12 protein-coding genes are annotated in these 19,785 nt (G+C 74.8%); 1 reads left to right on the top strand and 11 read right to left on the bottom strand.

From position 1 onward, the window contains the following. Nucleotides 1–45 precede the first annotated feature (45 nt). The 4 genes from ACFYV5_RS20815 to ACFYV5_RS20800 all read right to left on the bottom strand — a co-directional run bounded on the left by ACFYV5_RS20815 (nt 46) and on the right by ACFYV5_RS20800 (nt 7,891). Nucleotides 46–996 carry an ABC transporter ATP-binding protein gene (locus ACFYV5_RS20815; RefSeq protein WP_355115417.1) on the bottom strand — a complete coding sequence of 317 codons (951 nt, stop codon included), beginning with the start codon at nt 994–996 and terminating at the stop codon, nt 46–48. Continuing rightward, nucleotides 993–3,983 (bottom strand): FtsX-like permease family protein, encoded by a 2,991-nt coding sequence (locus tag ACFYV5_RS20810; RefSeq protein WP_389170399.1) that lies wholly within the window; start codon nt 3,981–3,983, stop codon nt 993–995. Before ACFYV5_RS20810 ends, ACFYV5_RS20815 begins: the two co-directional genes overlap by 4 nt. Continuing rightward, nucleotides 3,983–7,327, bottom strand: coding sequence for an ABC transporter permease (locus ACFYV5_RS20805; protein ID WP_389170396.1), 3,345 nt, complete (start codon nt 7,325–7,327; stop codon nt 3,983–3,985). Before ACFYV5_RS20805 ends, ACFYV5_RS20810 begins: the two co-directional genes overlap by 1 nt. 159 nt (nt 7,328–7,486) lie before the next feature. Continuing rightward, nucleotides 7,487–7,891, bottom strand: a complete 405-nt coding sequence (locus tag ACFYV5_RS20800; RefSeq protein ID WP_389170393.1) for a globin — start codon at nt 7,889–7,891, stop codon at nt 7,487–7,489. 110 nt (nt 7,892–8,001) lie between these two features. Between ACFYV5_RS20800 and ACFYV5_RS20795 the strand changes: the two genes are divergently transcribed. Then, nucleotides 8,002–8,973 (top strand): methyltransferase domain-containing protein, encoded by a 972-nt coding sequence (locus tag ACFYV5_RS20795; protein ID WP_389170390.1) that lies wholly within the window; start codon nt 8,002–8,004, stop codon nt 8,971–8,973. Nucleotides 8,974–8,981: 8 nt separating this feature from the next. Here ACFYV5_RS20795 and ACFYV5_RS20790 read toward each other — a convergent pair whose 3' ends face one another. The 7 genes from ACFYV5_RS20790 to ACFYV5_RS20760 form a co-directional block, all read right to left on the bottom strand. Beyond that, the gene (locus ACFYV5_RS20790) at nt 8,982–10,292 is read right to left on the bottom strand and encodes an FHA domain-containing protein (RefSeq protein WP_389170387.1); all 1,311 of its coding nucleotides are present in this window, start codon (nt 10,290–10,292) and stop codon (nt 8,982–8,984) included. Between the two features lie 42 nt (nt 10,293–10,334). Continuing rightward, the gene (locus ACFYV5_RS20785; RefSeq protein ID WP_355115426.1) at nt 10,335–11,669 is read right to left on the bottom strand and encodes a VWA domain-containing protein; all 1,335 of its coding nucleotides are present in this window, start codon (nt 11,667–11,669) and stop codon (nt 10,335–10,337) included. Nucleotides 11,670–11,745: 76 nt separating this feature from the next. After that, complete coding sequence (locus tag ACFYV5_RS20780) at nt 11,746–13,281, bottom strand: PP2C family serine/threonine-protein phosphatase (protein WP_389170383.1); 1,536 nt, start codon at nt 13,279–13,281, stop codon at nt 11,746–11,748. An 11-nt stretch (nt 13,282–13,292) separates the two neighbouring features. Beyond that, entirely contained in the window at nt 13,293–15,797 is a 2,505-nt protein-coding gene (locus ACFYV5_RS20775) for a tetratricopeptide repeat protein (RefSeq protein ID WP_389171087.1), read from the bottom strand. A gap of 59 nt (nt 15,798–15,856) precedes the next feature. Next, nucleotides 15,857–17,134, bottom strand: a complete 1,278-nt coding sequence (locus tag ACFYV5_RS20770; RefSeq protein WP_389170380.1) for a hypothetical protein — start codon at nt 17,132–17,134, stop codon at nt 15,857–15,859. Between the two features lie 15 nt (nt 17,135–17,149). Further along, a complete protein-coding gene (locus ACFYV5_RS20765) occupies nt 17,150–18,217 on the bottom strand; it encodes a glutamate ABC transporter substrate-binding protein (RefSeq protein ID WP_389170377.1) in 1,068 nt (355 codons plus the stop codon). A gap of 11 nt (nt 18,218–18,228) precedes the next feature. Beyond that, the gene (locus ACFYV5_RS20760; protein WP_389170374.1) at nt 18,229–19,665 is read right to left on the bottom strand and encodes a hypothetical protein; all 1,437 of its coding nucleotides are present in this window, start codon (nt 19,663–19,665) and stop codon (nt 18,229–18,231) included. Between the last annotated feature and the right edge of the window lie 120 nt (nt 19,666–19,785).

Genomic DNA, 19,785 nt, shown 5'->3' with positions numbered 1-19,785 from the left:
GGACCTCGTTCCACCGCCGCCCCAGCGGTCCCCCTCCTCCGGTTCTCAGCCGTTCGGTTCCTTGTCGTCCGGCCAGACACCGATGTGGTCCTGCTCCAGCTCCAGCAGCACGCGGTGTTCCATGCCCAGCGTCTCCGTGTACTCCGCCGGCAGCTGGAGCCGGCCCGCGCGGTCGAGCATCGCGTACTCCCGCGCCACCAGCGATTCCTGGCCCTCCGCGTCGATCTCCGTGCGGCGCAGGACCTCCGAGGAGGTGCGGCCGTCGCGGATGGCGACCGTGCGGCGGACCTCGGAGGCGACCGCCTGGTCGTGGGTGACGATCACGATCGTCGTGCCCAGCTCCTCGTTGGCGCGGCGGAAGGCCGCGAAGACCTGTTCGCCCGTCGCCGAGTCCAGTTCACCGGTCGGCTCGTCGGCGAGCAGCACCGACGGGTTGTTGGCCAGCGCGACCGCGATCGCGACCCGCTGCTGCTGACCGCCGGACATCTGGTGCGGCCGCCGGTCCCGGCAGTCCTGGACGTCCAGCATCGCGAGCAGGTCCTCCGCCCGCTCGGCCTTCGCCGCGCGACGAGAACGCCCCCGCAACTGCATCGGCAGCGACACGTTCTGCGCCGCCGTCAGATACGGCAGGAGGTTGCGCGCCGTCTGCTGCCAGACGAAGCCCACCACGTCCCGCCGGTAGCGCAGCCGCGCCTTCGCGTCCATGGCCAGCAGATCGCAGCCCGCCACCTTCGCCGCGCCGGCCGTCGGCACGTCCAGGCCCGCCAGGATGTTCATCAGCGTCGACTTGCCGCTGCCCGACGCCCCCACCAGGGCCATCAACTCGCCCTCCTTCACCAGGAGATCGAGCCCCTGGAGCGCCTGCACCTCCACCCCGTCCGTGGTGAAGATCCGTACCAGCCGGTCGCAGGCGATCAGCGCGTCGTGGCCGTACGAGGGCCGGTCGCGGTGCGCCGTCGCCCGCTGCTCCAGCTCCGCAAGGCTGATGTCGGTCATCGTGCGTCTCCTGCCCTGAGTTCCTTGATCGAGCCACTGCGCGCCGACCACCACGCCTGAAGGGCGGCCGCCACCCCTGCCAGGACCACCACGCCCAGCGCCGGCAGCCCCAGCGACCACGGGTCCGCCCGCAGGGTCGCGCCGGCCGGCCCGGCGAGCCCCGGGGCCGCCGCCAGGGAGAGCCGGACCAGATCCACGCCCGGCCCGAGCAGCAGGATCGTCGCCCAGCCGACGAGCGTTCCACCGACCGAGGCGAGCAGCGCCTGCGGCAGCGCCTCGAGCCCGAGGAGCCGCCGGCCCTGCCGCCGGGTCAGGCCCATGGTCCGCAGCCGGGCGAGGAGCGTGGCCCGTTCCGGCGCCGACTGCAGCAGGGACAGCAGGACGGCGAGCACCGCGTATCCGGCGCCCGCGCCGATCGCCGCCCGATAGATCCGCTCGGCGCCCGACTGCATCGGCGAGTCCACATAGGTGGCCCGTCGCTCGGTCCGCAGCACCACCGGGAGGTCCGGCGACGTCGCCGCGACCGCGGCCCGCAGCGCCTTCCCGTCCACCGCGGCGCCGGACACCAGCAGTGCGGTGTCCGCCCGGTGCGTCAGGTCGGCGGCGTTGACCAGCAGGAAGTCCCCGCCGGGCAGGGCCGGCGTGGTGGACCGTACCGCCACGACACGTACCTTGAACTCACCCGCGGCCGCCGTCACGCTCTGCGGCTCACCGCCGAGCCGCGCCGCGACCGCCGGGGAGGCGATCGCCGGCAGGACCCGCTGGTGGTCGATCCGGCCGCCCGTACCGGTGGACTTCAGCAGACCGGCGGGGAAGGGGCCGAAGCCGGTCTGCCGGGCGAGCCGGGTGTACGACTCCGGCTCCACCCCCACCAGCGGCGCGGACCGGACCTCGGCCTCCGCCGTACCGCCCGGCGCCGACCGGGCCCCTGCTTCCGCCGTACCGTCCGGCGCCGACCGGGCCCCTGCTTCCGCCGTACCGTCCGGCGCGGACCGGCCCCCTGCTTCGGCCGTACCGCCCGGCGCGGACCGGCCCCCTGCCTGCGCCGTACCGCCCGCCCCGGCCCCCGCCGAACCACCCGCCCCGGCCGGCAGCAGCAGGCCGTACTCGATCTGGACGGCGGTCACGTCCCGCACCCCGGCCGCGCCGCGCACCGCCGTCGTCAGACCGGTCGGCAGGGGCACCCCGTCGGCGCTCCCCGTCACCCGCGCGTCGGCGCCCGTCTCCAGGAGCGCGGCCCGGTCGCGGGCGTCGGCGACCCCCGCGAGCACCGAGCCGCCGAACGCCGCCGTCGTCAGCGCCACGAGGAGCGCGAGCAGCGGCAGCGCGCCGGTCGCCGAGGAGCGCCCGGCCCGGGCGAGCGAGAGATACCCGACCGCCCCGCGCAGCCTGCGCGCCGGGCGGGCCGCCCAGCGCAGCGGCAGCGGATACAGCCGTACGAGCACCAGCGCGGCGATCAGCGCGACCAGGACCGGTGCCGCGCTGACGAGATGGTCACCGGAGTCCTCCGTACCACGGCGGCGCAGCGCGACGACCGCGCCGACGGCCAGGACGAGCACGGTGAGTTCGGCGACCGTACGGCCCCGGGAGGGGCGGGCGTCGACCAGATCCTCGCGGCCGCCGTGCGTGAGCGGCCTGCGGTGCAGGAACAGCGCCCGCAGCGGCAGCGCCGACGTGGCCAGAAGCGCCACCGCGCCGGCCGCGGCCAGGGCCGGAACGAAGCGGGCGTCGGGGAAGGCGAGCGTGGCCAGCAGCAGCCCGAGCGCGGCGGCGGGCAGGGCCAGGACGGCCGTCTCGCCGAGCAGCCGGACGCCGATCCCGGCGAGCGAGCCGCCGCGCGAGCGCAGCAGCGCCAGTTCGGAGGTGCGCCGGGCGGCGAACAGGCCGCCGGTCATGGCCAGGACGACCGCCGCGACCGCGCCGATGCCGAACGCCGCAACGGCGACGACCGGGGCGATCGCCGCACGCATCCCGCGGTACCCCGCCAGGATCTCGTCGAGACCGGTGGCGACCGCGCCGGTGCGGCCGACCGTCTCCCGCACCTTCACCAGGTCGGGGCCGCCGGAGAGCGAGGCGACCGCCGCGCTCAGCCGCGGCTCGTCCTGGGCCGTCAGGTGTCCGGAGGTGGGGGCGAGACGCCAGTACAGCTCCGGCTCGCCGGTGCCCGAGAGCAGCAGCGGGCCGCCTTCCGGGGCGAGCAGCAGCGCGGCCTGCCAGAAGAACTGCGTGCCGTCGCCGCGCGGGACCACGGCGTACAGGGGGGACCGCAGCAGCGGTTCGACGGACCAGTAGCTGCCCTCCGGGCGCACCGGGTCGACGATGCCGGTGATGGTGACGGCGAGCGGGTCCGAGGAGAACTTGGACGGCAGGTGGACCACCGAACCCACCTTCAGCCGCAGCGCCGTCGCCGTCGCCGCGGTGACGGCCGCCTCGCCGGTGCCCTTGGCCGGGTCGGCCTTCGCGGGCAGCCGGCCCTCCCGTACCGTCGCGTGCCCGGCGAGCCCGGACGGCGCGGCCAGCATGAACTCGGGCGGGATCCCGTACGGCTGGGGCAGCCAGGGGTCGAGTCCACCGGCCCGTTTGACGGTCCGCACCCCATGCACCGACTGCTCGGGGTCGGTGCGCAGCGGCTCCGGCAACAGCCGCTCCAGCGCGGTCCGCTGCCGGGCCAGCGCGTCGGGACCCATGCCGCGCTCGCGGGCGCGCTGCGAGAGGTCGGGCGGCGGTGGGGGAGCGGTGATGTCGAGGACGGAGGTACGGGGCGTGGCGGCGGCGATGTCGTGCCGCAGGCCCGCGGTCTCGTACGCGTCGAGGGTCCGGGGGAGGGCGGCCGCGAGGAAGGCGGTGACGAGGACGAGGAGCGCGAAGGCGCACGCCGTGCCCGGCGAGGTCCGCAGCCGGGTCCGCACCCAGGGCGCCACGGCGCGGGCGGGTCTGCCGTCCTTGCGGGGCATGTCGGTCGCCTTCCTCGGCTGATCGGTACGCATCACTGGTCTCCCTGGTGGCGCAGGGTCACGGCCGGGTCGGTGCGGCGCAGCGCGATCGTGGCGACGATCAGCAGCGGCAGCGCGGCGACCCCGGCGAGCAGCAGGGCCACGTGTCCGGGCGGGAGTTCGACCAGGACGCGGGGGACGGGCCGGGTCGCCTGCCCGGTCAGGACGACCAGCGGGACGACGGCCCGGGTCAGCACGGCGCCGAGGGCGACGCCCACGAGCAGGCCGATGCCCACGAGCAGGCCCTGTTCGGCGGCGATCAGTCGGGCCAGCTGGCGGCGCGGGGCTCCGAGCGCCCGCAACACACCGAACTCGGCGGACCGTTCACGGGCCGAGCCGGCCGCGCTGACCGCGAAGCCGACCGCCGCGAGCGCCGCGGCGGCCGCCGCCACCGCCATGAGGGCGGCGTTGGGGCCCGCGCCGAGCGGGTCGCCGAGGAGTTCGGCGGCGGCCTCGTCCCGTACGAGCACCTGGCCGGGATCGGCGTCGGGGCGGGCGCGCAACGTCCGGGCGACCTCGTCGGTCCGGCCGGGCGCGGTGGTCAGCCACCACTCGGTGGGCGGCAGGGTCGCGGTGCGGTCGGTGGCGAGGAACTGATTGGCCGCGCGCAGATCGACGAGGAGCGCGCCCCCGTCGTCGGGGGTGACGGACGGCGCGGTCGCGGACACGACCTGGGCCCCGGCGCCCGTGGTGGGCAGCTCCGGGACGCTGTCCACGATGGTCACCCGCAGAGGCAGGTCGCCGAGGGACACCTCGACCCGGTCGCCCTTCTTCGCTCCCGCCGCCGCGAGGAAGGCGTGGCTCGCCACCCCGCGCAGCGTCTGCGGCGGGGCGGGCCGCGGTGCGGCGATCCGTACGGTGAAGTCCTCGGGACCGGCGACACCGGCGACGGCGAATCCGACCGCGTACGGCGTGGCGGCTCCGGACCGCCCGGTGAGCGGGAGCGGGTTCTGCCACTCGCCGTTCGACGTCTGGCGGTAGCTCGTGGCCCAGGAGGCCAGGGAGCGGGCGGCGTCGAGCGGGCGCTCGCCGCCGTCGTGGAGCGAGACGAGGCGCTCGACGGCGAACGTCTGCTGTCCGCCGGGACCCACGGCGCTCTGCCCGTCCAGCTCCACGCCGGTCAGGTTCAGCACGCCCGCGGGCGACGGGCCGGTTCCCTCGGGGCCGAGGTCGAGAGCGAGCCGGTGCGGCTTCCCGTCGGCCGGAAGCGGCCCGAGGAGCTGACGGTACGGAGTGCCGTGGCGGTCCTCCAGGACGACCGTCACCTGGACCGCCGCCGTGCCGGGCGGCGCCGCGCGCCGCAGGTCGAGAGCCAGGCCGCGGCTGCCGGCGGGCAGGGCGAGCCCCGGACGGGGAGCGTCCTTCGGGGCCAGTGACGTCAGCAGGGCGGAGGTGGGCCGGTCGGCGAGGTCGTCGCGGAGCAGGAACCCGTCGGCGGCGTGCCGCGTGTCCAGGGCGAGGATCGTCGCGGTCCGGTTGCCGGCGACGTCCGTGGTGGCGCGGTGCGCGGGGGCGGCCGAAGCGACCCCGGGCAGCGCCGCGTAGCGCCCGGCCCCGGCCGGGTCGGGGGTGCCACCGGTCAGGACCCGGAGCGCCGTTCCCGTACGGAAGTCGGCCCGGTCCTCCTGCGAGCGGTCCCAGGAGGCGCTCTGCCCGATGGCGAGCATCCCCATCGCGACGGCGAGGACGAGGAGCAGCACCGGCCCCGCTCCGCGCAGCGGCCGGCGGCTGAACTGCCAGCCGGCGAGCGCGGCCGGCAGCCCGCGGCCACCGGCGGCGCGCCGCTCGGCGAGCCTGGCCAGGGGCGGCAGCAGACGCAAGGTCAGGACGGTGCCGGCCAGCAGCGCGAGCGCGGGGGCGGCCACGAGCAGGGGATCGATGCCGAGGGAGCCGCCCCGGTCGCCGCTGAGCGCGCCGCCCCCCGCGCCGACACCCGCGTCCGCGGAGGCGTCCGCGGAGGCCCCGGTCTGCCGCTCAAGCTGCCAGTAGGCGACCGCCGCGACGACGAGAAGACCGACGTCGGCCCCGGCTCGTACCGGCGCGGGCAGCGCGGCCGTACGCCCCTTGCGGAGCTTCACCACCCCGCCGTCCCCCGTGCTCAGCGCGGGCGCCACGACAGCGGCCGCACAGCACACGGCGACGAGCGCCGCGACGAGGGACACCTGGCCGAGAGGGGCGTCGTCGAGCCGTACGCCCAGTGCGGCGAGCGAGGACCGGTCGACGAGCAGCCGGGTCAGCGGACCCGCGAGGAGCGGGGCGAGCACGGCGGCGGGAAGGGCGAGCAGCAGCGCCTCGACGGCGGCGAGCGAGGCGATCCGGCGTCGCGAACCGCCGCGGGCCCGGAGCAGCGCCGTCTCTCCCGACCGCTCGGAGCTCAGCAGTCGGGCGACGAGCAGCAGGGCGTACGCGGCGAGCAGTACCAGCTGCACGGCGACGATCATCAGGGTGGACCGGGAGACGAGCAGGGCCCGATCGGTCCGTTCGAGGACGGTCGGCAGCGAGGTGTGCGCGGTGACGGTGCCGCCGAAGGGGGACGTGTCGGCGGCGAGCGCCTTCGGCTCCGCCGTGGCGGTGGCGCGCAGCGCCTCCATCCGGCCGGTGGTGACCCCGGTGAAGTCGGCGGTGGCCAGCCAGGACGTCTCGCCCGAGGTGACCCGCCCGGAGCCGAGGACGGCGGGGTCGGCGACCAGCGGACCGTACGTCGTGAAGACGACGGTCCTCACGCCGCGCCCGCCCGCCGGGTCCAGCTGCCAGTAGAGGTCGGTGAGATCGGTGGGCCGGTAGAGGCCGGTGACGCGGGCCTCGACCGGCTTGCCGCCGAGCCGGTCGGTGAGATCGAGCACGCTTCCCGGACCGATCCGCAGCCGCTCCGCCGACGCCTCGGGCACCGCGACGTCGACGGTTCCCCCGGCAACGCCGGCGCCGGGCCAGGCGCCCTTCACCAGGGTGAGGCGCGAACGGTCGAGGGCGGCGAGGTGCGTGAGGTCGGGTTCGCCCAGGCGTGCGGCCGGATCCTGGAGGCCGCGGGGCAGCGCGTACGGCCCCGAGAGCTCGAGCTTCTGTACGTCCACCGGCAGCCCGTCGAAGGTCCGGCCGGCCGCCTCGCGCGTGGCCGCGTCGGCGCTCTGCCGCTGGGCCACCGGCACCTGCGCGGTGACGACCAGCGCGGCGGCGGGCGCGGCCCGGCCCCGCAGGGTGCCCTGGAGGGCGGCGTTGCCGACGGAGCCGGAGAAGGCGGCGAGCGCGGCCAGCACGGAGGTGGTCAGCAGCACGGCGAGGAGCGCCGCGGCGAGCAGCAACCGGTGGGCCCTGACACGCAGAAGTACGAACCCGGTCACCCATCCCCCTGAAGCCCACCGAACGTTCATCCGATGCTTTCAGAGGGCACGTGCCCTGGTAACCGCTTGCACAGGGCCTTGACGCGATCGTGACCGTTATCCGGGACCCGGACTCCGGAATGCGTCAGTCCGCGGACGGCGCGGGGATTCCGGACGGCGTCAGTCCGCGGCGTTCACCATCGACGCCGCCGCGTACGTCAGGTACTTCCACAGCTGGCTCTCGTGCTCGGGCGCCAGGCCGAGCTCGTCCACCGCGTCCCGCATGTGCCTCAGCCAGGCGTCGTGAGCCGCCCTGTCGACCGTGAACGGCGCGTGGCGCATCCGCAGCCGGGGGTGGCCGCGGTGGTCGCTGTAGGTGCGGGGACCGCCCCAGTACTGGATGAGGAAGAGCACGAGGCGCTCCTCCGCCGGGCCGAGGTCCTCCTCGGGGTACATCGGGCGCAGCAGGGGGTCCTCCGCGACCCCCTGGTAGAAGCGGCGGACGAGACGCCGGAAGGTCTCCTCGCCACCCACCTGCTCGTAGAAGGTCTGCTCCTGAAGTGTGCCGCGCGGAATCTCCATCACCGCTCCATCGTCTCAGATGCTCCGACCGAGGACCGGAGGTCTAGGACCACTGGCCCGCTGCCCCCCCCGGGCCTCTCGCCTCCTCACCCGCCGCGCAGGACAGTGGAGGCATGGGCGCACACGGGGATGCCTTCGCCGAGGACGGCGCGCGGGAGCGACGGGAGCTGGTGCGGGAGATCGAGGCGTACGGCGCGCTGTGCGACCCCGCCTGGCGCGCGGCCTTCTCCGAGGTGCCCCGGCATCTGTTCGTCCCCTCCTACTACGTCGCCGGGGCCGGCGGCTACGAGCGGCTCTGGTCCGGCCACGCCGACCCCGCCCGCCGTGCCCGCTGGCTGCGCGGGGCCTACCAGGACGAGCCGCTGGCCACCCGGGTGCGGGACGGGGAGCTGGTCTCCTCCTCCAGCCAGCCGTCCCTGATGGCCGAGATGCTGGAGGCGCTGGACGTACGGGACGGACACGACGTCCTGGAGATCGGCGCCGGCACCGGCTACAACGCCGCCCTGCTCTGCCACCGGCTCGGCGCGGAGCACGTCACCACCGTCGACCTGGACGAGGAGATCACCGCGTCCGCCCGCGCCCATCTCGCCGCCGCCGGATACAGGCCCACCGTGATCACGGGCGACGGCGCCCGTGGCTGCCCCGAGCGCGCCCCCTTCGACCGGATCGTCGCCACCTGCACCCTGCCGTCGATCCCGTACGCCTGGCTCGCCCAGTGCCGCCCCGACGCCCTCGTCCTGACACCGCTGTCCACCGGTCTGGTGCTCCTACGGGTGCGCGGGGACCATGCGGAGGGGCGGTTCCTGCCCACCTCCGCGTACTTCGTCGCCCTGCGCGGCGGCCACGCCCGCTTCCCGCGCGCCCGGCCGATGGGGCTGCCCCGGCAGGCGTACGAGGACGACCGGTTCCGCTTCCTGTTCACGCTGGCCGAGGGGAGCCTGGACGCGCGCGAAGCGCTCTCGCTCTGGCAGCGCGAGGGGCGGCCGGAGCGGGAGCGCTTCGGGGTGACGGTGAGCGCGGGGCGGCAGTGGGCCTGGCTGGACGACCCCGAGGGGCCGTACGCCTGGCCACTGCCGAGCCGATGAGGCGAGGGTTATCCGCGGCGCACGGTGATCGTCGTCCACGCGCCGACGTGCACCCGGTCGCCGTCCTGGAGCTGGACGGGGACGTAGGGCTGGATCGGCTCCTCGCCGCCGTTGATCGTGGTGCCGTTGGTGGAGTTCTGGTCCACCACCGCCCACGATCCGTCCGGCTGCTGCACCAGCACCGCGTGCTGGTGCGAGACGCCCGGGTCCTCCGGCGGCACGGAGAGGTCGATGTCGGGGGACTCGCCGGTGGAGTGCCGGCGGCGGCCGATGCTGACCTGGTTGCCCTGGAGGGGCAGGTGCTGCTCGGGGGAGTAGGCGGGCAGGTTCAGGCCCGAGGCCTCCGGGCCGCTGCGCTGCATCATCGCCATGAAGTAGTCGCGGTCCGGCCCGATGTACGCCGACCAGCCGGCGGCCGGCCGCTGCTGCTGGAACTGCTGCTGCGGCTGTTGGTGCTGTTGCGGCTGGTGCTGGTGGGGCTGCTGCGGGGCGTGTTGCTGCTGCATCGGGGGCGCCTGCGGTGCCTGCGGCGGCGCCTGGGGCTGCGAGGGCGGCGGCAGCATCCAGTCGTCGTCGGCCCTGCCCGGCTGCTGCCGCGGCGGGGCCTGCGGAGCGGGCGGCTGAGGCGCCTGCTGTGAGGGCGGCGGGCTCTGGAAGAAGGACGGCGGAGGCTGCGGCGTGCCCTGCTGCTGGAACCCGTGCGGTGCCTGGGGGGCCTGCGGCGGCGGTCCCTGATGCTGCTGGGGAGCCTGGGGCGGCTGCTGCTGCATCGGCGGACGCTGCGGCGGCGCCTGGTGGTGCGTGGGGTCGGCGGACAGCGGCTCCGCGGGCCGGTTCATCTGCGAGGGCCGCGAGCTCTGGTACTCGTACGGATCCGGCTGCTGCTGCGGCGGCTGGGACGGCTGAGGCTGCTGTGGCTGCGGCGGGCGCGGCGGCGACTGGAAGCCCGGCGGCAGGTTGAGGCCCGGCGGCGGGCTCTGCTGCGAGGAGGGCGGAGCCACCGGCGTGTACGAGGTCGCCGTGTTGGTCTGGAAGTTCCAGCGGCACTCCTCGCAGAACGGGGCCATGGCCTCGCGCGGGGTGCGGCACTGCGGGCAGAGCTCCGCCTGGGCGGTCGCGTTCGGGTCGTAACCCCCGGGACCGCCGGGACCGCCAGGACCGCTGGGGCCCCCAGGGCCGGGATAGCCGTACGCGGGAGGAGGCGGCGGGGGAGGCGGCGGTACGGCACCCGCCGGCGCACCCGCCCCGGCCATGCGGTGGCCGCAGACCTCGCACCAGTCGTCGGAAACCGACTGGTGTCCGTTCGGGCAGGTCGGCATGTCGGTGCTTCCCCCTCTCGTCGTCCGGCCCTCCTGGCCGGGCTACTTCTTGACGCGAACCGTCTTGGTGGAGCGGGTCTCGAGAGTCATCTCGTCCGCTTCCGCGACCTTCGCCTTCAAACGCACAGTACCGGTCGCCGCGTCGACGACGTCCACCACCTTCGAAAGCAGTTTCGCAGTGTCCTCGTTGCCCGAGGCGGCCGCCAGCTGCACCGCGCGCCCCAGTTTGGCCGTCGCCCCGTCGTGGTCGCCGGACTTGCGCGCGTCCAGGCCCTGCTGGATGACCTGGGCCAGTTCGGCCTGGCCCGTGTAGTGCGCGACCTGCGGATTGATCGACGTGGACATCGCCATGTCGTCCGTCCACACCGCCCGTACCAGGCCCTGTCCCAGCGTGCGCGGAGTGCCGCCCGCCGGGTCCGGGACGATGAGCGAGACGCGGGCGGCGAGCATCTCCTGGCCGATCTGGGCCTGGGGGACGTGGACGCAGACGTGGTAGTCGCGCGACTCGTCGCCCCACGAACCGGTCGGGTAGTCGCCGGCCCGCGGACCGGCCTCGGTCCGCCGGCCGGTCAGCTCCTCGACCGTGGGCGCGACCTGCTTCACATAGCGGATCTCCACCCCGACCGGGGTCCACAGGCGCAGCGAGACATCCGCGACCTCCTTGCCCATGGTGTTCTCCATCATGGTGGTGAAGTCCGCCGACAGGCCCTTCGGGTCGGCCACGATGTCGGCCGTGCCGAGCAGGGCGGAGGCGATGCCGGTGACCTCCTTGACCTCCCAGTCCGTACCGACGCCCCGCGCGTCACAGGTGAACCGGCCCGCGCAGGCGTCCAAGGCGGCCCGCAGGTCCCCCGGCGCCTCGTGCTCGTTGCGGCCGTCGGTGAGCAGGATGCCGTGCCGGATCGACACGTCGGCGGAGGCGAGCAGCCGGTCCGCGAGGCGCAGCCACGTGCCGATCGCGGTGCCGCCGCCCGCGCTCAGCCGGCGCAGCGCGTCCTTGGCCTGGCCTCGGGTCGCGGGGCCGGCGACGGCGAGGCCGCCGTTGCCCGGGTAGATCTCGTTCGCCACGTGCGTACCGGCGATGACGGCGAAGGAGGTGCCGTCGCGCAGGGCGTCGATGGCGGCGGACGTCGCGTCCCGCGCGCCGCGCATCTTGGTCGGCGGGTAGTCCATCGAACCGGAGCAGTCGACCATGATCACCACGGCGGCGTCGGCGCCGGTCCCGCTTCCCCCGAGCGCCGCACCGCCGGTGGTGCCCCCGCCGGTCGAGGTGACCGTGACGATGGCGTTGACCTCACGGCCGCCCTCGGGCAGGAACTCGTTCTGGTACACGTCCACCGAGAACTGCGGCACGTTCGACTTGGAGAAGTTCGCCATGGATTGAAGCTCCTCGACAACAAGCGTGACAGGGGGCGGGTGGGTCGGGGGAGGAAGGACAGGGGGCGGCGGCCGGTCAGGCCGATCCTGCCCCTTGCGGGGAGAGGGCGAACGGCAGCAGCGCCACTGTTACGTTGTCGTGGCCCCCGCCGTCCAGGGCGTGGCCGACCAGGACCTGGGCGCCGTGCAGCAGCCGTCCTGCGGCGTCCGGTGGCACGACCCTGGCCATGTCCTCGGCGGCCTCCGCGTAGTTCCAGAGGCCGTCGGTGCAGACCACGACCACGCCGGGCCGGTCGGGCTTGAACGCGGCGGTGTGCGGTTCCAGTTCGTACGCGTCGGCGCCGAGCCAGCCGGTGATGGCGTGGGCGCGCTCGTCGGCGTACGCCTCGGCCTCGTTCATCAGGCCCGCGGCGACCATCTGGGCCGCCCAGGAGTCGTCCTGGGTGAGCCGGGCGGGCGGGGAGGTGCGGTCGTCCGGCACCCAGTAGGCGCGGCTGTCGCCGACCCAGCCGACGATCAGCAGCCCGTCGGCGACGACCGCGCCGACGATGGTGCAGGCGGGGGCGTTCTGGTGGCGGTGCGGATCGTGCTCCATGCCGCCCTGACCGGGCTCCTCGGCCAGGGCGTTGACCGCCTCCGAGGCGGCGACGATCGCCTCGTGCATGGCCTGCTGCGGGTGCGTGCCGCGCGGCAGGGCCGTGAGCAGCGTCTGCCCGGCCGCGCTCGCGGCGGCGGCGGACGCCTCGTCGGGACGGGTCGCGGAGGAGACGCCGTCGCAGACGATCGCGAGGGTGGCGGGGGAGCCGTCGGGGAGCGCGGTGGCCGAGACGGCGAACGCGTCCTCGTTGCGGTGGTGGCGCAGGCCGCGGTCGCTGACGGCGGCGACCGTGGAGAGCTCCTGCTCCATGTGGTCACGCTCGCGCGGCTGGGCGTGGCCGCAGTTCTCGCAGTAGCCGTCGGGATCCACGTGCCCGGCGCGGCAGGCGACGCACAGCTTCGTCCCGGCGGGCGGGGTCGCCGTCGGAGGGACGGTACGGGGGTCGGGAGCGGCGAGCGCGAAGTCGCCGTCGGGGACGGCCGGGGTCGGGGCGGGCGGCTCCGGAGTCCCGGCGGCGAGCGCCGCGAGACCGCTGCCGGACGTCGCGGCCGCGTGCGGCCCGTCCGTACGAACGGGCACGGTCGCCATATCCCGTCCGGACGCGACGGCACCGGGCGCGGCGCCCGTCTCCCAGGAGGCACCCGCCGCCGGGGCGGCGGAACCCGCAGGTCCCTGGGGCAGCGGGCCGGGGCCTTCGGCACGGGCGGTGGGGCCCGGCGCGGCGCCGGCCGCCGGGGCTCCGTAGGCCGGGCCGCCGGGTGTCGGGGGGAGGTCGTGGCCGCCCGAGTCCGTGCCCGGGAGGTCGCCCGGGTGTTGGGTCACCGTCGAGAGGGAGCCGGGGTCGCGGGGTGGGGCGTCGGGCCAGTTCACGGGCGTGCCGATCGCCACCGTCGGGCGGTCCGCCGGCGGCGCCGGTACGGCCGACAGGTCGTATCCGCACGCCCCGCAGAACCGGTCACCCGAATCCAGCGGCTCCGCGCACCCGGGGCAGGCGGAGAGATCGTGCTGGGGCATCTGGGACATCCTCACACCCACGTCCGGGGGCGGAAACGGTTGGCCCGCTCCACCAGTTCGATCCTCTCCTCGCCCCGCTGAGCGAGCCGGGCGAGCACCCGGTACGAGCGTTCGAGGCCGAAGCGCAGTCCGCGCTCGTCCAGTTCGCTGCCGAGCAGGTGCGTGCCGCCCGGTCCCGCTCCGGGACTTCCGGAGAGTACCCAGTCGAGCGCCGTGCCGAGGACCTCGGTCGACAATCGCTCGCGGCGCACCGCGTCCAGACCGAAGCCCTGGAGCGCGGAGACCTGCGCGGCCGCCGCCGTCAGATCCGCGCCGAGCGGTTCGTTCGGCGGCCGGCGCCGCAGCCGGGCCCGTACGGCCGCGACCCGGGCCGCCGTGTAGTGGATGGACGCCTCCGGTACGGACTCCAGCGTGCGTACGGCTCCGGTGCGGTCGCCGGCCGCGAGCTGCACCCGGGCGAGCCCGAACGCGGAGCTGACGTAACTCGGATCGGTCGCCCACACCAGGCGGTAGTACTCCGCGGCGTTGTCCAGCTGGCCGAGTATCTCGGCGCAGATGCCGAGGGCCAGCTTGGGCGCGGGCTCCCCGGGGAACGCGTCGTAGATCGCGTCGAAGGACAGGGCCGCGTTCGCGTGGTCGCCGGTCACCAGGGAGGTGAGGCCGCGGTACCAGACCACCCGCCAGTCGTCCGGGACCTGCTCCTCCAGCGTGGCCAGCGCGCGCCCGGCGGAGCCGAGATCGCCCATCTCCAGGCGGGCCCGCAGCTCACGCAGACGCAACTCCAGGGAGGGCGCGGGCGCGTGGTGCAGGGCGCTGATCAGCTCGGCGGGCGCGGAGGCCATGAGACCGGCGAGGAACCCGGCGTTCGGGTCTCCGGGGTCCACCCGGGGCACGGGCAGCGCGAGCGCGCAGGCCCGCCCGTCGAGGGGTCTGAGGAAGGGCCCGCCCGGTGGCAGACCGATGCCGGAGGTCCCACCCGTGACCGGCCCACCCACGACCGTGCCGACGGCCCCGCCACCCGCAGCCCCGCCGGTGAGCGCCGCCGCGCCCGTACGGCCTCCGCGGCTCCGCCGGGCCTCCCGGGCGCCCAGGACCGACACGTCCTCCGTCAGCTCCGCGAACAACTCCGTGTCCGTGACCTTCAGTTCCGTCCCGAACAGCGTCGAGAGCGCCGGGCGCGGCCGGCCCGACTGGAGGGCCACGACCTCGCGCAGCACCCCCGTCAGCTGCTCGGCCATCTCCTGCGCGGAGGCGAACCGGCGCGCCGGATCCGGGTCCGTCGCCCGCACCAGGAGCCGGTAGAACGACTCGTACGTCCGGAAGACCTCGATGTGGTCCGGGTCGGGAAGCGAGTCCACGAAGACGTTGGTGTAACCCTGGAAGTCGAAGGTCAGCACCGCCAGCGTGCGCGCCACCGTGTACAGGTCGCTCGCCACCGACGGGCCGACCTCGGCCACCTCCGGCGCCTGGTAGCCCACCGTCCCGTAGATCGCCGACTCGTCGTCGTCCATCCGCCGGACCGCGCCCATGTCGATCAGCTTGAGCTGGTCCTCGCTCTGGATCGCGTTGTCGACCTTGAAGTCGCAGTACAGCAGGTTCCGGCTGTGCAGGTGACCGAGCGCCTCCAGCGCCTCGATCCCGTACGCGCACGCCTGCTCCACCGGCAGCGGGTCGCGCCGCCCGTCGGGCGTCCGGCGGTCGTTGGCGATCTCCTTGAGCGACTTGCCGCCGACGTACTCCATGACGATGTAGCCGTCCAGGGAGCCGGTGCGCTGGTCGAGGTGCTCGACGAAGTTGTAGATCCGGACGATGTTGGAGTGCTCGATCTCGGCGAGGAAGCGACGCTCGGAGATCGCCGCGGCCATCGCGTCCTGGTCGCCCGTGTCGAGCAGGCCCTTGAGCACCACCCACCGGTCGGAGACCGCCCGGTCGACGGCGAGGTAGATCCAGCCGAGCCCGCCGTGCGCGAGACAGCCCGCCACCTCGTACTGCCCGTGCACGATGTCTCCGCCGCGCAGCTTCGGCACGAAGGAGTACGGGTGCCCGCACTTGGTGCAGAAGCCCTCCGTACGGCCCGGCCGGTCACCGCGCGAACGGCCCACCGGGGCGCCACAGTCCGAGCGCGAGCAGAATCGCTTCCGCTCGGGAACCTCGGGCTTCTCCATCACCGCGGCACGCGGGTCCGGGCGCGGCACCTCCGGGATCGAGACCAGGCCGGCGCCCAGCCGGTTCCGCCCGGACTGCGCCGTCGACGAGCCGGAGCTGCGCACCGAGACCGAGCGGCTGCTGTTCCCGCCCGACAGCGCGCGCGAGAGCCGCCCGGAGACCGAGCGGCGCGACGTCGAGGAGCGGGAGGAACGGGAGGAGCTGCGGGCCGAGGCCCGCGAACTCGACCGCGACGAACCCGACTCCTTGCCGGGCACGGCCAGACCGGTGGGGTTGGACTGGAGCTGACCGCCGGGCGCGACGACCGGGGCGAGACCGCAGGTGTCGCAGTACAGCTCGCCGCCACCCATATCCTCGTACGCACCCTCGCACGAGGGGCGCTGACAGGCGCTCACCACTGCCTCACCACTCACCACTGACTCCCCCTGGCATCTCTGGGGCCGGACAGAACCTCCGCCGCGGCCTGCTGGTAGCGCAGCACGGCCTGCTCGGCGACCCGCAGGTCGCACGGCGCGCTCCACAGCATCCGGCGCGCCGCGTCGTACCGCTCGATCAGCAGCGGATCCTCCGCCGCGCCGAGGCGGGCGACCTTCGCCTTGTACGCGTCGAGCCGGCCGCGCAGCTCGGCGCGGACCGCGAGCGGCGCCGTGACGGCGGACAAGGACTCACGGGCGCGCAGCAGTTCGTCCTCGGCCTCCCGCTCCAGGGACTCCAGGAGCGGGGACAGCCGGTGCCACTGGGCGTGCCTGCGGTACTCGGCGGCCGTCGCGAGCCGTTCCTGGAGGGCCGTCGGCGGACCGCTGACGGCCGGCACCTCGGAGGCGGCGATCTTGGCGAGGACCTCGCCCCGCGCCGCCCGGGCCTCGGCGAGCGTCCGGTCGGCCCGCGAGAGCACGTCCCGCAGCCGCAGCAGTCGCTCCTCGGAGTCCTGCCGGACCGCGAGGACCGCCTCGATCTCCCGCCGGATGTCCTCCAGGGCCCGCGCCGCCCGGTCGTACCGCTCGGTGTCCGGCCGTCCGCCGCCGGGCGCCGAACTGCCCTGCGCCGGCCGCCAGAAGGACAGCGGGTCGGTGACGACCTGCGCACGCAGCGCGGTCAGCTCGGCCGTGATGGACTCCAGCTCGTCGCCGGCCGGGTGCTCCCCGGGCCGCACACCGACCGAGTGCGCCAGCGAGCGCGTACGTCCCAGCTCGGCGGCGAGCAGATCTATCCGGGCGGGCAGCGCGGACCAGACGGCGTCGGCCGTCACGACCATGTCGAGCGAGGAGGCGTACAGCTCGTTCATCCGTTCCACAAGGCGTGACAGCGTGAACCGCTCGGAGAGCCCGGCCTCCTGCCGCGCCCCGCCCGAGACGAGCACGCTCTCGCCGCGCAGCCGCTCGGTCAGCTCCTCCAGGTCCTCGCGACTGGACCAGCGACGCCGCGCCCGCAGCTCACGGGCTTCGCTCAGCGCGCCGGTGTACGCGTCGAAGTACGTCCAGAGCAGGGTGATCGTCCGCTCGGTGGACTGCCAGCGTTCCCGGGTCGTGCCGGTCAGCTCGGCGCCTTCCAGCAGCCTGCGGCCCGCGTGGTCCTGGAGAGCGAGGAGCGAGTCCTCGATCGCCTTGTGCTCCGCGCCGAGCCGCGCCAGCGCACGGTCCACCTCGTCCCGGTCCATCACAGGCCCGGGGGTGCCCGCGACGCCCATCGATCACCTCTCGCTCTACTTGTACGTGGGTGCGGGCGGCCCGGATATCCCGGGCAGGTCCGCCTTGAGCCAGTCGTCGTACGCCTTCTGCCAAGGGCCCTGCCGGTACTGGACGAGGACGTGGTTGACCCGGCGGACCAGGTCGTCGTTGCCGAGCTTGGCGGCGACGCCGTAGAACTCCGTGGTGAACGGCTTGCCCTTGAGCTCGACCGCCGGGTCCTGCGCGGCCTGGCCGGCCGCCAGCGCGTTGTCCGTGACGACGGCGTCCACCTCGCCCAGCTGGAGCCGCGCCAGACAGTCGAGCTGGTTCGGGACCGTCAGCAGGTCCTTGTCGTCCTTGGTGCCGTCGGCCTCGTCCTTGAACGTGGCACCGAAGGAGTTGCTCTCCAGCGCCTCGTAGGCCGTGGAGCCCTCGGCCGTGCAGACCCGCTTGCCGCTGAGCGAGGAGTCGTACCCGGTGATCGTGGAGACCTTGGGCGCGAGGACCTGCTGGCCGGCCTGGAAGTAGGCGGTGGAGAAGGCGACCTGCTGGATCCGCTTGCAGTTGATCGTCATCGTCCGGACGACGAGGTCGACCTTGCCGCTCTCCAGGGCCGCGATCCGCTGGTTGGTCGGGATGGCCCGGAAGATGATCCCGTCCTCGCTGCCGAGGATGTCCTTGGCGATGGCCCGGGCGAGGTCGATGTCGAAGCCTTCGAGCGTGCGCGTGGACGGATTCCGGTATCCCCAGCGGTAGCTGGACTGGTCGACGCCCACGACGATCTTCCCGCGCGCCTTGATGGCGTCGATGGAGGGGCCACCGGCCGGGGAGGGGCTGAGGGATGCCTCCGGCTTCTCGCAGGTGTCCGCCTTGATCGGCACGCCGATGCCGATGCCCGGACCGGTCACCGCGGTCCCGCCGGAGTCGCCGCGGGCGCTGTGGGTGAGCGGCAGCAGGGTCAGGGAGGCGGTCAGGCCGCAGGCCACCGCCATCGCGGCCACCCCGCCCCAGCCGCGCAGGCGGGCGAGCGGGCGCCTGCCCCGGAGGGGACCGCCGGACCCGGCCGGGCCGTGCATCCTCGCGCCGTCGACGCCGTTCCGCATCCCGCCCCCTCTCACCGGTACTCCGACAGCCTGCGGTTGATTCCCACGACGGCGCCGGCGGCGCCCAGTATCCCGAGAGCGGCCGCACCCAGCGGGAGCGCGGTCAGCGCGCCCCTGCCGTCCTCGGCGGCGCGCGTGAACTCGGACTGCTCGTGGTCCAGGGCCCGCTTCAGGGCGGCGTCGACCTGGTCGAAGGACTGCCCGGTGGAGTCCTTCGAGCCGATGATCCGGGTCACGGCGCCCTCGTAGTCGCCCGAGTCGTCCGCCGCCCGCGCGACCTTGTGCCGCTTCTGCCACTCGGCCGTACGGTCCGCCGCCTCGTCCAGCGGGACGCGGCCGGCGTCGTCGTCGGCGCGCTCCCGCGCCGTGGCGAGCGCGTCGGTCAGCGCCGCCATGCTGCCGGTGTAGTCCGTCTCGTACTTGTCGTTCTTGCCGTCGTCGGTGAGGACCGCGCCGCGCGAGACCACGGCCAGGTTCTCGTTGGCCCTGGCCTTCAGGGAGCTGATCCGGGCGGTGGTGAGGACCTGGAGCGAGCTCTGCCCGTGCTCGCGGGCGTCGTCCAGCTCGGTGCGCGCGAGCGTGTGCGCCGTCGCGAGCCAGAGCAGCACGACCACGGAGGCGGCGGTGGCGGCGAGGAGACCGTGGTTGAACACCCGGTTCGTCAGGGCGTAGTTGCGGCGCTGGGCCCACACGAGGGCGGCGAGGGCGAGGATCCCGAGCGCGAGGGAGAGGTACGGCCGGTCCCGGGCGTCCTCGTCGTCCTGCTGGAGCCGCGCGGTCTCCGCCTCGTAGAGGCGCTCGGCGGCGGGCAGCAGCTCGTTCGTCATCTGCTGGTTGGCGTACCGCAGATAGGCGCCGCCGAGCGGCAGCCCCTGCCGGTTGGCGGCGCGGGCCCGCTCGATCAGGCCGGTGTAGCGGGGGAGCTGCTCGTTGAGGGTGGCGATCTCGCGGCTCGACTCGGTCGACCCCTCGGTGCTCGCGGCGGCCTTGACCAGCAGACGGGAGGCGGTCCTGATGTCGTCGGCGTACCGCTTCTGGACGTCCGGGGGCTCCTGCGCGCCGGCCAGGAAGGCGCTGGCCGCGGCGGTGTCGGCGTCGGCGAGGGAGCGGTAGATGTCGGCGGCGTCGGCGCTCAGCGGCTGGCTGCGGCTCACGACGTCGTCGGCGGAGGAGGCCCGGTCGGCGACCTCGAAGGCGGTGACGCCCCCGAACGCGACGACCAGCAGGGCCAGGACGGCACCGAGGATCTGCAGCCGTCCGGGCTCGGTCGTGGCGGCGCGGCGCAGCCGCGCCCTCGCCTCCTCCCAGGCCCCCCGCCCGGGCGGAGGCGTCGCGGCCGGCTGGATCGCGGCGGGCGGCGGCGACTGCTGTGCGGGCACGCCGGGTCCCGGCTGCACCGGAGCGGTGCCCGGCGCCGAGGCGGCGGGCGCATTCGGCGGGTATGTCAACGTGGCCTCCCCCTCGGTCCGACGTAGTGCCCGGAGGGCAGTATGACCTCAGCGGCCCCACCCGCACACCAGGATTGACGCGATCTTGTTCCTATCGTGCCTCACCCCTGCGCCGCCCCC

It is taken from the genome of Streptomyces sp. NPDC003035, assembly GCF_042888285.1.
Lineage (GTDB): Bacteria > Actinomycetota > Actinomycetes > Streptomycetales > Streptomycetaceae > Streptomyces.
The sequence above is the reverse complement of the archived record's forward strand: the minus strand, read 5'-3'. Positions and strand labels throughout refer to the sequence as shown.

Bases quoted from the DNA above. Each gene is read 5' to 3' on its own strand.
- ACFYV5_RS20815 (WP_355115417.1), bottom strand. From the start codon at position 996: ATGACCGACATCAGCCTTGCGGAGCTGGAGCAGCGGGCGACGGCGCAC.
- ACFYV5_RS20810 (WP_389170399.1), bottom strand. From the start codon at position 3,983: ATGCGTACCGATCAGCCGAGGAAGGCGACCGACATGCCCCGCAAGGAC.
- ACFYV5_RS20795 (WP_389170390.1), top strand. From the start codon at position 8,002: ATGGGCGCACACGGGGATGCCTTCGCCGAGGACGGCGCGCGGGAGCGA.
- ACFYV5_RS20790 (WP_389170387.1), bottom strand. From the start codon at position 10,292: ATGCCGACCTGCCCGAACGGACACCAGTCGGTTTCCGACGACTGGTGC.
- ACFYV5_RS20785 (WP_355115426.1), bottom strand. From the start codon at position 11,669: ATGGCGAACTTCTCCAAGTCGAACGTGCCGCAGTTCTCGGTGGACGTG.
- ACFYV5_RS20780 (WP_389170383.1), bottom strand. From the start codon at position 13,281: ATGCCCCAGCACGATCTCTCCGCCTGCCCCGGGTGCGCGGAGCCGCTG.
- ACFYV5_RS20775 (WP_389171087.1), bottom strand. From the start codon at position 15,797: ATGGGTGGCGGCGAGCTGTACTGCGACACCTGCGGTCTCGCCCCGGTC.
- ACFYV5_RS20770 (WP_389170380.1), bottom strand. From the start codon at position 17,134: ATGGGCGTCGCGGGCACCCCCGGGCCTGTGATGGACCGGGACGAGGTG.
- ACFYV5_RS20765 (WP_389170377.1), bottom strand. From the start codon at position 18,217: ATGCGGAACGGCGTCGACGGCGCGAGGATGCACGGCCCGGCCGGGTCC.